The 13,694-nt window shown below is 66.7% G+C and carries 11 protein-coding genes; 6 read left to right on the forward strand and 5 right to left on the reverse strand.

Translation table 11 applies throughout. The features are described from left to right. Window positions 1-68 precede the first annotated feature (68 nt). Window positions 69-4,034 (reverse strand): DUF3683 domain-containing protein, encoded by a 3,966-nt coding sequence (locus CAL26_RS24640; RefSeq protein ID WP_094849288.1) that lies wholly within the window; start codon window positions 4,032-4,034, stop codon window positions 69-71. Between the two features lie 174 nt (window positions 4,035-4,208). Next, on the reverse strand, window positions 4,209-4,739 hold the full coding sequence (locus CAL26_RS24645) for a YqaA family protein (RefSeq protein ID WP_094849289.1): 531 nt from the start codon (window positions 4,737-4,739) through the stop codon (window positions 4,209-4,211). A 72-nt stretch (window positions 4,740-4,811) separates the two neighbouring features. Here CAL26_RS24645 and ilvA point away from each other — a divergent pair, with 72 nt between their 5' ends. The 6 genes from ilvA to CAL26_RS24675 all read left to right on the forward strand — a co-directional run bounded on the left by ilvA (window position 4,812) and on the right by CAL26_RS24675 (window position 11,341). After that, on the forward strand, window positions 4,812-6,320 hold the full coding sequence (gene ilvA, locus CAL26_RS24650; RefSeq protein WP_094849290.1) for a threonine ammonia-lyase, biosynthetic: 1,509 nt from the start codon (window positions 4,812-4,814) through the stop codon (window positions 6,318-6,320). 88 nt (window positions 6,321-6,408) lie between these two features. Continuing rightward, the gene (locus CAL26_RS24655; protein WP_094849291.1) at window positions 6,409-7,305 is read left to right on the forward strand and encodes a LysR family transcriptional regulator; all 897 of its coding nucleotides are present in this window, start codon (window positions 6,409-6,411) and stop codon (window positions 7,303-7,305) included. A gap of 114 nt (window positions 7,306-7,419) precedes the next feature. Beyond that, entirely contained in the window at window positions 7,420-7,806 is a 387-nt protein-coding gene (locus CAL26_RS24660) for a cupin domain-containing protein (RefSeq protein ID WP_094849292.1), read from the forward strand. Between the two features lie 93 nt (window positions 7,807-7,899). Then, complete coding sequence (locus CAL26_RS24665; protein ID WP_094850065.1) at window positions 7,900-8,955, forward strand: Bug family tripartite tricarboxylate transporter substrate binding protein; 1,056 nt, start codon at window positions 7,900-7,902, stop codon at window positions 8,953-8,955. Next, on the forward strand, window positions 8,952-10,175 hold the full coding sequence (locus tag CAL26_RS24670) for a CaiB/BaiF CoA transferase family protein (protein WP_094849293.1): 1,224 nt from the start codon (window positions 8,952-8,954) through the stop codon (window positions 10,173-10,175). The genes CAL26_RS24665 and CAL26_RS24670 overlap by 4 nt, the downstream gene beginning before the upstream one ends. Beyond that, on the forward strand, window positions 10,175-11,341 hold the full coding sequence (locus CAL26_RS24675) for an acyl-CoA dehydrogenase family protein (protein ID WP_094849294.1): 1,167 nt from the start codon (window positions 10,175-10,177) through the stop codon (window positions 11,339-11,341). The genes CAL26_RS24670 and CAL26_RS24675 overlap by 1 nt, the downstream gene beginning before the upstream one ends. A 1-nt stretch (window position 11,342) precedes the next feature. On the opposite strand, the gene CAL26_RS24680 is transcribed toward CAL26_RS24675, so the two are convergent. The 3 genes from CAL26_RS24680 to CAL26_RS24690 are packed head-to-tail and all read right to left on the reverse strand — an operon-like array spanning window position 11,343 to window position 13,679. After that, on the reverse strand, window positions 11,343-12,083 hold the full coding sequence (locus CAL26_RS24680) for an IclR family transcriptional regulator (protein WP_094849295.1): 741 nt from the start codon (window positions 12,081-12,083) through the stop codon (window positions 11,343-11,345). Continuing rightward, on the reverse strand, window positions 12,084-12,635 hold the full coding sequence (locus CAL26_RS24685; protein WP_094849296.1) for an adenine phosphoribosyltransferase: 552 nt from the start codon (window positions 12,633-12,635) through the stop codon (window positions 12,084-12,086). Window positions 12,636-12,689: 54 nt separating this feature from the next. Continuing rightward, window positions 12,690-13,679 (reverse strand): LysR family transcriptional regulator, encoded by a 990-nt coding sequence (locus CAL26_RS24690; protein WP_094849297.1) that lies wholly within the window; start codon window positions 13,677-13,679, stop codon window positions 12,690-12,692. Between the last annotated feature and the right edge of the window lie 15 nt (window positions 13,680-13,694).

The raw sequence follows: 13,694 nt of genomic DNA on the forward strand, positions 1-13,694 counted from the left end.
GAAACGAAACGGCGCCCTTGTCATTATTCAAAACATCGCGGCACCTGCCGCGATGTTTCGCGACGGCGCTACACCAGGACCCGTTCGATGCCGCCCGAGTTGGCCAGCTTGACGTAGTTCTCCATCCAATCCGCCCCCAGGATATGGCGCGCCATTTCAACGACGATGTAGTCCGCTTCCATCGCGGTATCGCCCTTGTAGCGCGACAGGCCCTGCAGGCAGGACGGGCACGAGGTCAGCACCTTGACGTCGCCGTCGAAGCCGTCGGCGCGCACCGCCGTGCTGCCCTTGCGCAACTCTTCTTCCTTGCGGAAGCGCACCTGCGTCGAGATGTCCGGCCGCGTGACGGCCAGCGTGCCGGACTCGCCGCAGCAACGCTCGCTCTTGATGGTCGCGTCGCCGACCAGCGACTTGACCGTCTTCATCGGGTCCTGCAGCTTCATCGGCGTATGGCAGGGGTCGTGGTACATGTAGCGCACGCCCTGCACACCGTCCAGCTTGATGCCTTTTTCCAGCAGGTATTCGTGGATGTCCACCAGCCGGCAGCCGGGGAATATCTTGTCGAATTCGTAGCCGGACAATTGGTCGTAGCAGGTGCCGCAGCTGACCACGACCGTCTTGATGTCCAGGTAGTTCAGCGTATTGGCGACGCGGTGGAACAGCACCCGGTTGTCCGTGATGATCTGCTCGGCCTTGTCGTTCATGCCGTTGCCGCGCTGGGGATAGCCGCAGCACAGATAGCCCGGCGGCAGCACCGTCTGCACGCCCGCATGCCACAGCATGGCCTGGGTGGCCAGGCCCACCTGCGAGAACAGGCGTTCGGAGCCACAGCCCGGGAAATAGAACACGGCCTCGGTATCGGCCGACGTCGAACGCGGGTTCCGGATGATGGGAACGTAGTTGGCGTCCTCGATGTCGAGCAGCTTGCGCGCGGTCTGCTTGGGCAGCCCGCCGGGCATCTTCTTGTTGATGAAGTGCACCACCTGTTCGCGCATCGGCGCCTTGCCCACGGTGGCCGGCGGATGCCGCGTCTGCTTGCGGGCCAGGCCCGACAGCAGGTCGTTGGCCGCGCGCTGCACCTTGTATCCGACACCCACCATGGCCTTGCGCGTGGCATTGATGGTGGCCGGATCCTTGGCGTTCAGGAAGAACATCGCCGCCGCGGTGCCGGGATTGAAGGACTTGCGCCCCATGCGGCGCAGCAGCGCCCGCATATTCATCGACACGTCGCCGAAATCGATGTCGACCGGACAGGGGTTGTAGCACTTGTGGCAGACGGTGCAGTGGTCGGCCACGTCCTCGAACTCTTCCCAGTGCTTCAGGCTGACGCCGCGGCGGGTCTGTTCTTCGTACAGGAAGGCTTCGACCAGCAGCGACGTCGCCAGGATCTTGTTGCGAGGCGAATACAGCAGGTTGGCGCGCGGCACGTGGGTGGCGCACACCGGCTTGCATTTGCCGCAGCGCAGGCAATCCTTGATCGACGACGAGATGGCGCCGATATCGCTCTGCTGCATGATCAGCGATTCATGGCCCATCAAGTTGAAGCTGGGCGTCCACGCATGCGTGAGATCGGCGCCCGGCATCAGCTTGCCGGCATTGAAACGCCCATGCGGATCGACGCGGCGCTTGTAGTCCTGGAAGGGCTGCAGCTCTTCCTGCGTCAGGAACTCGTACTTGGTCAGGCCGATGCCGTGCTCGCCGGAAATCACGCCATCCAGATCGCGGGCGATCTGCATGATGCGCGCCACGGCTTCATGCGCTTCGCGCAGCATGCCGTAGTCGTCCGAGTTGACCGGGATATTGGTGTGCACGTTGCCGTCGCCGGCGTGCATGTGCAGCGCGACGAACACGCGGCTCTTCAGCACCCGCGCGTGGATGGCGCACATCTCGTCCAGCACCTTCTTGCACGCCGAGCCGGAAAAAATGCCCTGCAGCTGCGCCAGGATTTCGGTCTTCCAGGACACCCGCACGGTGCGATCCTGCACGACGTCGAACACGCGCGCGCCGGGTTGCGCGGCGATGCGGTCGGCCAGCGTCGACTGCATATGGCCCATGCCCAGGCCCGGCAGATCCGGCAGCGCCTGCGTCAGGGGCTTGTCCAGTTCGTTCAGCAGGTAATGCCAGCGCGCGCGCGTCACGGCGAGCAGCTCATGCGCCTGGCGCGTCCGTTCGGCCAGCACTTCGGCGCGGGTGATTTCGGCGTCCTCGGCGTCTTCCGCCTTGCCCAGCGGCAGCGGCTGGTCCAGGAAAGCCTGCAGTTCGTCCAGCAGCCGCAGCTTGTTGCGCGTGGACAGCTCGATGTTGATGCGCTCGATATGGTCGGTGTATTCGCCCATGCGGCCGAGCGGGATCACCACGTCTTCGTTGATCTTGAAGGCGTTGGTATGGCGCGCGATGGCGGCGGTGCGCGAGCGGTCGGCCCAGAACTTCTTGCGGGCTTCCGCGCTGACGGCCACGAAGCCTTCGCCATGGCGGGTATTCGCCAGGCGCACGACTTCGCTGGCGGCGGTGGCGACCGCGGCTTCGTCGTCGCCGACGATGTCGCCGATCAGCACCATCTTGGGCAATACGCCGCGCTTGCTCTTGGTGGCGTAGCCGACCGCGCGCAGATAGCGTTCGTCCAGGTGTTCCAGGCCGGCCAGGATGGCGCCGCGCTGCTTGCCGTCGTGATCCAGGTAGTGCTTGACCTCGATGATCGACGGGATCGCGTCGCGCGCCTGGCCGAAGAATTCCATGCAGACCGTGCGCGTATGCGCCGGCATGCGGTGCAAGACCCAGCGCGCGGACGTGATCAGGCCGTCGCAGCCTTCCTTCTGCACGCCCGGCAGGCCCGCCAGGAATTTGTCCGTGACGTCCTTGCCCAGGCCTTCCTTGCGGAAACGGCGGCCTTCGATTTCCAGGGTTTCGCTACGCAGCGGCGTTTCGCCGGGCTTGCCGCGGCCGTCGAACCACTTCAGTTCGAAGCGCGCCACGTCGACGTCGTGGATCTTGCCGCGGTTGTGCTCCAGGCGGGTGACCTCCAGCCAGTTGCCTTCGGCGTCCACCATGCGCCACCAGGCCAGGTTGTCCAGCGCGGTGCCCCACAGCACGGCTTTCTTGCCGCCGGCGTTCATGGCGATGTTGCCGCCCACACAGGACGCTTCCGCCGACGTCGGGTCGACGGCGAACACGTAGCCGGCCTGCGCGGCGGCGTCGGCCACGCGCTTGGTGACGACGCCGGCGCCCGTGAACACGGTGGCTACGGGTTCGGCGACGCCGGGCAGCTCGGTCAGCTCGACCGTGCCCAGCGTTTCGAATTTTTCGGTGTTGATGACGGCCGACTTCCAGGTCAGCGGAATGGCGCCGCCCGTGTAGCCGGTGCCGCCCCCACGCGGGATGATGGTCAGGCCCAGCTCGAAACAGCCGCGCACCAGGGCGGCGATTTCGTCCTCGCTGTCCGGCGTGAGCACGACGAAGGGATACTCGACGCGCCAGTCGGTGGCGTCGGTCACATGGGACACCCGCGACAGGCCGTCGAACTTGATGTTGTCGCGGCCCGTGATGCGGCCCAGCACCTTCTGCGTCTGGCGGCGCAGCTGGGCGGTTTCGTCGAATTGGGCTTCGAAGCTGGCCACGGCCGCGCGGGCGCGTTCGATCAGCTGCAGCACCTTTTCGTCGCGGTACAGGTCATGCCCTTCCTGGAAATCGATGCGGCCGGGCTCGCGGCGCCTGTCGATTTCGCCCAGGCGATGATGCAGCGCCTCGATCAGCAGGCGGCGGCGCTTGGGATTGTCCAGCAGGTCGTCCTGCAGATAGGGATTGCGGCGAACGACCCAGATATCGCCCAGCACCTCGTACAGCATGCGCGCGGATCGGCCCGTGCGGCGCTCCCCGCGCAGATCGGTCAACAGTTGCCAGGCGTCGTCGCCCAACAACCTGCCCACGACTTCGCGGTCGGAAAACGATGTGTAGTTGTAGGGGATTTCACGCAGGCGGGTGCCTGGTGCCGGCGGAACCGCCGCGGTCAGTAGCTGGCTGGCGAGGGGGGCGTTCATGGAAGCGAAGGGTTGCCCTTAAAAAAATATTTTACGCCATGGCCGGGAACCGCCTGGAAATAACCCCAGGAGTGCGCCGACGCGGCGCCTGGCTGACGGAGAGCTGAAAAATGCCCGGGCACATGGCTGGCACATGGCCGGCAGATGGCCGGGGCAAGGCGCGACGGGCCGGCGTCAGACGTGGGGGAACATCCAGATCAGGCCGCCCGTCATGACGAGATAGCGCAGGAATTTTCCGATGGCCATATAGATCGCGCAAGGCCAGAAGGACAGGCGCAGCCAGCCCGCCACCGCGCACAGCGGATCGCCGACCGCGGGCACCCAGGACAGCAGCAGGGCCGGCGGCCCCATGCGATGCAGCCAGTCCTGGGCCTTGCGGTGCCAGCGTCCATCGCCGGCATGGGCGCGCGCCTCGTGGGCGCGATGCGGATGCTTTTCCTTCCAGCGCTCAGCGGCCCGCCAGGCGCCCCAGCCCATGGCGTAGCTGATCGCCCCGCCCACGGTGTTGCCGGCGGTGGCCACCAGGACGGCCGGCCAGAACATGTCGGGCATCAGCTTGACGTAGCCGAAGACCGCCGGTTCCGAACCCAGCGGCAGCAAGGTCGCGGACACCAGGCTCACGATGAAAATGGCGCTCAGCCCCACATTGGGCAAGGCCAGCGTGGCCAAAAGCCAATTCACGGCGGACGTCAGGGCAGCTTCCATCCCGCGCAGTGTAGCCGGGGGCGGCGTCCGTGGTAATCTGCCCGACGCTTTCCATCCCGCGCCCCGCAGTCCATGTCCACCGACTATCTGAAACGCATCCTGACTTCGAAAGTCTACGACGTCGCCGTCGAGTCTCCGCTGGAACCAGCGACTTTGCTGTCCCAGCGAATTTCGAACACGGTGCTGCTCAAGCGCGAGGACACGCAGCCGGTCTTCAGCTTCAAGCTGCGCGGCGCGTACAACAAGATGGCGAATATGGCGCCGGCGGCGCTGGCGCGCGGCGTGATCGCCGCGTCGGCCGGCAACCATGCGCAGGGCGTGGCCCTGTCGGCGCGCCGGCTGGGCTGCCGTGCCGTCATCGTCATGCCGACCACCACGCCCGACGTCAAGGTCGACGCGGTGCGCCGCCTGGGTGGCGAAGTCGTGCTGGCGGGCGAAAGCTTTTCCGACGCCTACGCCCACGCCCAGGAACTGGAACGCAAGCAGAAGCTGACCTTCGTCCACCCCTTCGACGACCCTGACGTCATCGCCGGCCAGGGCACGGTGGGCATGGAAATCCTGCGCCAGCACCCCGGCCAGCTCGATGCGGTGTTCGTCGCCATCGGTGGCGGCGGCCTGATATCCGGCGTCGGCGCCTACATCAAGCAGTTGCGCCCGGACGTGAAGATCATCGGCGTGCAGACCGAGGACTCCGACGCCATGCTGCGCAGCGTGCGCGCCGGCCGCCGCGTGGTGCTGAACGACGTCGGGCTGTTTTCCGACGGCACGGCGGTCAAGCAGGTGGGCGCCGAGACCTTCAAGCTGGTGCGCAAGTATGTCGACGACTTCGTCGTCGTCGATACGGACGCGATCTGCGCCGCCATCAAGGACGTGTTCCAGGACACGCGCAGCGTACTGGAGCCGGCCGGCGCCATGGCCGTGGCCGGGGCCAAGCAATACCTGGCCCAGCACAAATGGAAGAACAAGACCGTGGCGGCGATCGCCTGCGGCGCCAACATGAACTTCGACCGCCTGCGCTTCGTCGCCGAGCGCGCCGAAGTCGGCGAAATGCGCGAAGCGGTATTCGTGGTGTCCATGCCGGAACAGCGCGGCAGCTTCCGCAAGTTCTGCGAACTGGTGGGCGACCGCAGCGTCACGGAGTTCAATTACCGCATTTCCGACGCCGTGCGCGCCCACGTGTTCGTCGGCGTGCAGGTGACGTCCCCCGCCGAGCCGGAAAAACTGGCCAACAATTTCCGCCGCCACGGTTTCGACACGCTGGACCTCACCCACGACGAAATGGCCAAGACCCACCTGCGCCATATGGTGGGCGGCCGCTCGGCGCTGGCGCACGACGAATTGCTGTATCGCTTCGAGTTTCCCGAACGCCCCGGCGCGCTGATGCGTTTCCTGAGCGCCATGAATCCCAACTGGAACATCAGCCTGTTCCACTATCGCAACCAGGGCGCCGACTATGGGCGCATCCTGGTCGGCATCCAGGTGCCGCCGTCGGATAAAAAGCAGTTCAAGGACTTCATCGCCGAACTGGCATATCCGTGCTGGAACGAGACTGAAAATCCGGCATATAAACTGATACTCTGACTGCCCAGCCGTGGCGGCCCGGCCACGCCGGACGCCCCTGACGCCTGGTCTGGGCTCGAATCGCGAAAACAGCAGCGGAAGACGCCGGATGGACATCCAGCTCAATGACATCGCCTTGTTCGTCGAAGTGGCCAAGCGCAAGAACTTCAGCCATGCGGCCGAAGCATTAAGCATCCCGTCGGCGACGCTGTCCAAGCGGGTGACCGAACTGGAGCACCGCATCGGCTTGCAGCTGCTGACGCGCACGACCCGCCGCATCGACCTGACGGAAGCCGGCGCGCTGTACTTCGAGCGCTGCCGCCACATCATCGAGGAAGCCCGGGTCGCGCACGAACAGCTGCAGGATATGGCGGCCCTGCCGCGGGGCCGGCTGCGCGTGTCCATGTTTCCCAGCCTGGCGGCGCTGGTCCTGCCCGTGGTCATGCGCGAGTTCAACGATCAGTATCCCGACATCGAATGCGAATTCGACGTGACGGAGCGCCAGCTCGACCCGATCAGCAACCCCTTCGACCTGGTGCTGCGGATGGGTCCGCAGCCGGATTCCAGCCTGATTTCCCGCCAGCTCATGCTGATGGAACATCAGCTCTACGCGTCGCGCGCCTATCTGGAGCGGCACGGGCAGCCGCTGACGCCGGCGGACCTCAGCCACCACGATTGCCTGCGCTTTCCCGCCGGCGACGGCAATGCGTCGACCTGGATGCTGCATTCCGGCAACCGCGTCGAACGCGTATCGGTGTTCGGGCGGCTGGTCGCCAATAATGCGGGCATGCTGGGCCGGCTGGCCGCGCGCGGCATGGGCATCGTGCCGCTGCCGGTCTTCCATGCCATGGAAAAGGCGGTCGCCAATATCGGGCTGGTTCGGGTCCTGCCCGACTGGAGCCTGACGCCCCTGCCGCTGTTCGCGCTACTGCCGTCGCGCACCGTTCCGGCAAAGACGCGCGCCTTCCTGGATTTCATCCAGCCGCGGCTGCAATACCGCAGCTGATCCGCCTCCGCTACCCAAGGACAGGCCGCTTTGCGGCCAGGGGCGCTTTTTTGCCTTGACTCCAATTTTCATGGTTGTGAAAATAGATTCACATACAAAAAAACGGAGACAACGATGGCGTCCTCTACCCCCTCCTGGCTGGTCCGCGAAGCCGATGTCCCGGGTTACCACCCGGCCAACCACCTGGGCACCACCAACCGCCGCCTGATCGGCGCGCAGAACGTCGGGGCCCGCCACGTCGAGGTCATCCTGGGCGTGATCGACAAAGGCAAGGGCGCGCTCCCGCACGCCCACCCCGGGATCGAACAGGTCTGCTACCTGTTGTCCGGCACCGCGCGCGCCGAGGTGGACGGCGTGGCGGCCGATATGCAGGCGGGCGACTGCTGCTACTTCCCGCCCGATATTCCCCACGTGTTCACCGTCACCAGCGACGAGCCCGCCCGGCTGCTGGTGATCTATACGCCGCCCTACGAAGAGAACCCGGACCGCGTCATCCGCTGACGGCGTCCGCCATTGCAGTGGCCGCTGAATCCGGCCGGCACGCCCCGCGCGCTGGCCATCCGGCAGATAAAACAGAACCAGGAGACAAGCACCATGACACGCCCGACCTTCATCCCGACGCACAATGCGTCCCCCATACCGCCCCTGAAACGACCGGCCGGAGCGCCGCGGGCGGCGCGACGCGGTCTCGCCACCGCGGCCGCCGCGCTATGCCTGGCCGGCGCCAGCCTGCTCGCCCAGGGCCAGGCCGCGGCGGCCTATCCCGACCGGCCCATCACCCTGGTCGTCCCCTTCCCCGCCGGCTCCGGCACCGACGCCGTGGGCCGCATCTTCGCCATGGAACTGGGCCGCATCCTGAACGGCCAGGTCGTGGTGGAAAACAAGCCGGGCGGCAACGCCACGATCGCCGCGTCCTATGTCGCGCGCGCCAAGCCGGACGGATACACGCTTTTCGTCACCACCAACACGTCCCATTCGGCCGCGCCCTACCTGATGAAGAACGTCCCCTACGACCCGGTGAAGGACTTCACACCCATCGCACGCGGCGGCAACCTGCCATTCATCCTGGTGGTCAACCCCAAGCTGCCCGTCAAATCGGTGCGCGAGCTGGTGACCTATGCCAAGGCCCACCCCGGCAAGCTCACCTACGCCAGCGGCAACAGCACGGGCATCGTGGCGGGCGCCACCCTGGCCAGCCGCGCCGGCATCGACATCGTGCACATCCCCTACAAGGGCACGCCCCAGGCCATCACCGACGTGGTGGGCGGCCAGGTCGACATGATGTTCACCGACGTGGCGTCCGGACTGCCGTTCGTGCAATCGGGCAAGATGCGCGCCCTGGCCGTTTCCACCGCCGTGCGCAGCAGCGTGGTGCCCGACATTCCGTCGATGGAGGATTCCGGCGTTCCCGACTTCGACATCAACTCCTGGAACGGCTACTTCGGCCCGGCCGGCATGCCGCCCGACGTGGTGCATACGCTGAACGCGGCCATCAACAAGATCGTCGCCGACCCGCAGGCGCGCAAGCAACTGGCCGGGCTGGGCTTCGACGCCTTCAGCGGCACGCCCGAGGACTTCGCGGCGTTCGTCGCCCAGCAGTTGCAGCTGTGGGGCAAGCTGATCAAGGACGCGGGGATACAGCAGGAATGACACAGCAAGCAACCGCGCGCACCGGCCCGCTGGCGGGCGTGCGCATCCTGGACCTGACCGCGGTGGTCATGGGCCCCTACGCCACGCAGATCCTGGCCGACCTGGGCGCCGACGTGATCAAGGTGGAATCCCCGGCGGGCGACACCATGCGCGCGGTCGGTCCCATGCGCAACCCCGGCATGGGCCACCTGTACCTGCACCTGAACCGCAACAAGCGATCCGTGGTGCTGGACCTGAAACAGCCGGCGGCGCGCGATGCCTGCCTGGCGCTGGCGGCGGATTGCGACGCGGTGCTCTACAACATCCGCCCCAAGGCCATGGCCCGCCTGGGGCTGGACCATGCCGCCTTCGCGGCGCGCCAGCCGCGCATCGTCTACGCCGGCGCCTACGGGTACGCCGAGGCGGGCCCCTATGCGGGGCGACCGGCGTACGACGACCTGATCCAGGGGCAGACCGGCATCGCCGACCTGTTCCGCCGCCAGAGCCAGGACGAACCGCGCTATGCGCCGCTGACGCTGGCGGACCGCGCCGTCGGCCTGCACGTGGCCATCGCGCTGCTGGCGGCGGTGGTGCACGCGCGCGCGTCCGGCCAAGGACAAAGCGTGGAAATACCGATGTTCGAAGGCATGGCGCACATGGTGCTGGGCGACCACCTGGGCGGCTGGACCTTCGATCCGCCGCTGGGCGACACCGGCTATGCGCGATTGCTGGCGCCGCACCGCAAGCCCTACGCCACGCGCGACGGCCACGTCTGCCTGCTGATCTACAACGACAAGCACTGGCGCAATTTCTTCGACGCGATCGGACAGCCGGAGATGGCCGCCGACCCGCGCTTCGCCACCCATACCGCGCGCGCCGCGCATATCAGCGAGGTCTATGCCTACGTCGCCCAGGTCATGCTGACGCGCGACACGGCGGACTGGCTGGCGCTGCTGGCGGCCGCCGACATACCGGCTTCGCGCCTGTACGGCATCGAAGACCTGGTCGCCGACCCGCACCTGCAGGCCACGGGTTTCATCCGCACCATCGAACACCCCACCGAAGGCCGGCTGCGCACGCCCGCGCCGCTGGGCCGTTTCGACCGCACCCCGACGGATCTGCGCCGGGCGGCCCCCCGCCTGGGCGAACACAGCCTCGAAGTCCTGCGCGAGGCAGGCTACACCGAATCGGCCATCCAGGCCTTGCTCGACGCCCAGGCCACCCACGACGGAACACGCTGATGGACTTTAGCTTCACACCCGAACAACTGGCCATCCGCGACGCGGTCGAACAGATCTGCGCGCGCTATCCCGACGACTATTGGCTGGAGCGCGACCGCGAAGGCGGCTTTCCGCACGATTTCCATGCCTACCTGGCGCGCGACGGCTGGCTGGGCATCGCCATGCCGCCCGAGCACGGCGGCGCCGGACTGGGCATGACCGAAGCCGCGCTGATGATGCAGACGATCGCCGCGTCGGGCGCGGGTTTCGCCGGCGCGTCGGCCGTCCACATGAACATCTTCGGCCTGAACCCGGTCGTCGTGTTCGGCGACGACGCCCAGCGCGCGCGCTGGCTGCCGGACCTGATCGCCGGCCGCCACAAGGCCTGTTTCGCGGTCACGGAACCCGACGCCGGCCTGGACACCACGCGCCTGAAAACGCGTGCCGTGCGCGAAGGCGATCACTACGTGGTGCACGGCCGCAAGATCTGGATTTCCACCGCGCAGGTCGCCCACAAGATGCTGCTGCTGGCTCGCACCACGCCTTTGTCGGACGTGGCGAAGCCCACGCAAGGCCTGTCGCTGTTCTACACCGACCTGGATCGCGAGCGCGTGGAAGTGCGCGAGATCGACAAGATGGGCCGCAAGGCGGTCGATTCCAACATGCTGTTCATCGACGGGCTGCGCATTCCCGTGGCCGACCGGATCGGCGAGGAAGGCCGTGGCTTCGAATACATCCTGCATGGCTTGAATCCCGAACGCATCCTCATCGCGGCCGAGGCGATCGGCATCGGCCGCGCCGCCTTGTCGCGCGCGGTGCGGTATGCCAACGAACGGACGGTATTCGGCCGGCCCATCGGCCAGAACCAGGGCGTGCAGCACCCGCTGGCGCAAGCCTGGATGCAGCTGGAGGCCGCCGACCTGATGGTGTTCAAGGCCGCGTCGCTGTATGACGCCGGACAGCCCTGCGCGCCGTACGCCAACTCGGCCAAATACCTGGCCGCGGAAGCGGGCCACAACGCCTGCCAGACGGCGATACTGACGTTGGGCGGGATGGGCTACGCCAAGGAATATCACGTCGAACGCCTGCTGCGCGAAAGCTATATCCCGCGCATCGCGCCGGTCAGCCCGCAGTTGATCCTGTGCTTCATCGCCGAAAAGGTGCTGGGGCTGCCGAAGTCCTACTGATTCAGATCGCGTTCTGTTCCAGCGCCGCGCAGGCGGCGCGCAGGATGCGCGCATACGCATCCTGGTTGGGCTCGATGCGATACACCGGCGCGCCCACGGAAATGGCATAGTGTTCGCCGCCCAGCGACAGCGGCCAGGCGATGGCGCCGACCTCCGCCAGCGATTCACCCAGGTTGCGAAACCAGCCGCGCTGGCGCGACGCGGCGATTTCAGCGATGACCGCTTCCGGCTCCACCAGCGTCCTGTCGTTGTAGCGGGTCAGCGGTCCGCGCCGCAGCAGCTCCAGCTGCTTGGCGGGCGGCAGCGTGGACAGCAGCGCCTTGCCCAGCGAATTGGCATGCAACTCGCGGAATTCCCCGGCCACCGGTGCGTAGCGGATGGTGTGCGGCGAATCCAGGACTTCCAGGTAGACGACGCGGTGCTCCGGCGTGAGCTTGGCGAACACCACGGTTTCCTGCGTGGCCTCGCGCAATTCCAGCAGGCTGGGATAGACGCGGTCGCGCACCGGATCGTTGCGGGCGATCTGCTGCGCCATCGCCAGCAGCCGGCTGGTCGGGTAGTAGCCGTTGCGGCGGCCGACCTCGTACAGATAGCCGAGCTCGGCCAATGTGCGGATCAGCGCCAGGCAGCTGGAAACCGGCACCTGCAGCAGGCGCGCCAGTTCCGAAAGCGCCAGCGGACGCTTTTCGCGCGCATAGACTTCGATGATTTCGATGACCCGCAGGGCCGTCTTGACGCTCACTTAGTCGGCTTCGTTCTCGAACCGGCAAACGGAGTACAGCGGCGTGCCGGTCTCGGCCACCGCCGCCGCGCCGTGCAGGAAAGGCAGGTCGATGATGGTGGCCGCTTCGACCACGTTGGCGCCCAGGCGCTGCAACAGCTTGATGGCGGCGATCATGGTGCCGCCGGTGGCGATCAGGTCGTCGACGAGCAGCACGCGCTGGCCTGGACGCACCGCGTCCGCGTGCATTTCCACTGTCGCGTTGGCATATTCCATCGAATAGGATTCCGCCACTGTGCGGTACGGCAGCTTGCCCTGCTTGCGTACCGGGACGAAGCCCAGATTGAGCTCATAGGCCAGCACGCTGCCTATGATGAAGCCGCGCGCGTCGACGCCGGCCACCAGGTCCAGCCGCTGCCGCATATAGCGGTAGACGAAAAGATCGATCAGGACACGGAAGGTGCGCGGATCCTGCAGCACCGGCGTGATGTCGCGGAAAACCACTCCTGGCCGGGGCCAGTCGGGCACGCCGCGTATGGTGCGCCGGACGAGTTCGGCATAGTCGGTTTGCATGATGGCGTCCGCCGTGGGGAGTGTGGGCCAAAACTATAACCCGCGCAGGGGGTATCAAGCCAACGCCGGGGTCTTGCGCATGGAGGCTCCCAACCGCCGGCGCGGCTTGCCGAGCGCGCTTTCCGCCCCATGGGGACCGGCCGGGCCATCCACGACACTCGCCAGCGAGGCCGCGATATGGTTGATGAACTCCTCTACCATGCCGGGCAGCAGGCGGCCTTCCATGGTCTGCACCTGCAGGCGCCGCGTCGCCATCTCCGGGTGCGCCAGCGGCCGCGCGACCAGGCCGCCGCGCTGCAGCGCCGACGCCGCGGGCAGATAGGCGCCCAGCATCACACGATCCGAGTTGCGCACGAAGGACATCAGCGCGGCCGACAGATTGCTGGTGAAAGCGGGCTCGAACCGCAAACCGTCCAGCTGCCAGCAGCGCTCCAGCAGTTTGCGCGAGCCGGAGGCCGGATCCGCGCTGGCCAGCGGATACGGCAGCAGCTGATGCGGGGAGATACGAGCATGGCGCGTCAGCGGGTGCGACTCGCCCATCACCGCATATAACGGCACCGCCGCGGAATGACGCGTCACCGTGCCCGCGTCGGTTTCGGCGGCGCACGTCAGGGCCAGATCGGCGTGGCCTTCCGCGACGCGCCGCACCGCCTCGGCTTGCGAACAGACGTACAGGCTGAAGCGGGCATGCGGATGACGCGCGCAGAAAGCGGACATCAATTCCGGCAGGAAATGATGGGATGGCCCATCCGTCGCCACCACCCGTATCGTGCCGCTGGGCGCGCCCTTCAGGTGGTTGATATCCTGCAGCACGGCGTCGGCTTCCAGCAGCGTACGGCGTGCGTGGGTCAATAGCAATTCGCCGGCCTCGCTCAGCACCATGCCGCGCGCCACGCGTTTGAACAGGGGCGCGCCGACTTCGGCTTCCAGCTTGGCGATCTGGCGGCTGATGGCCGAAACCGCCACGTACAGGCGTTCCGACGCGGCGCTCAGGCTGCCGGTGGCGGCAACTTCGGCGAAATATTTAAGGGCGACACCGTGCATGGTCCACCTCGGCGG

This window comes from Bordetella genomosp. 9, assembly GCF_002261425.1.
In the GTDB taxonomy this organism is placed as follows: domain Bacteria; phylum Pseudomonadota; class Gammaproteobacteria; order Burkholderiales; family Burkholderiaceae_B; genus Bordetella_C.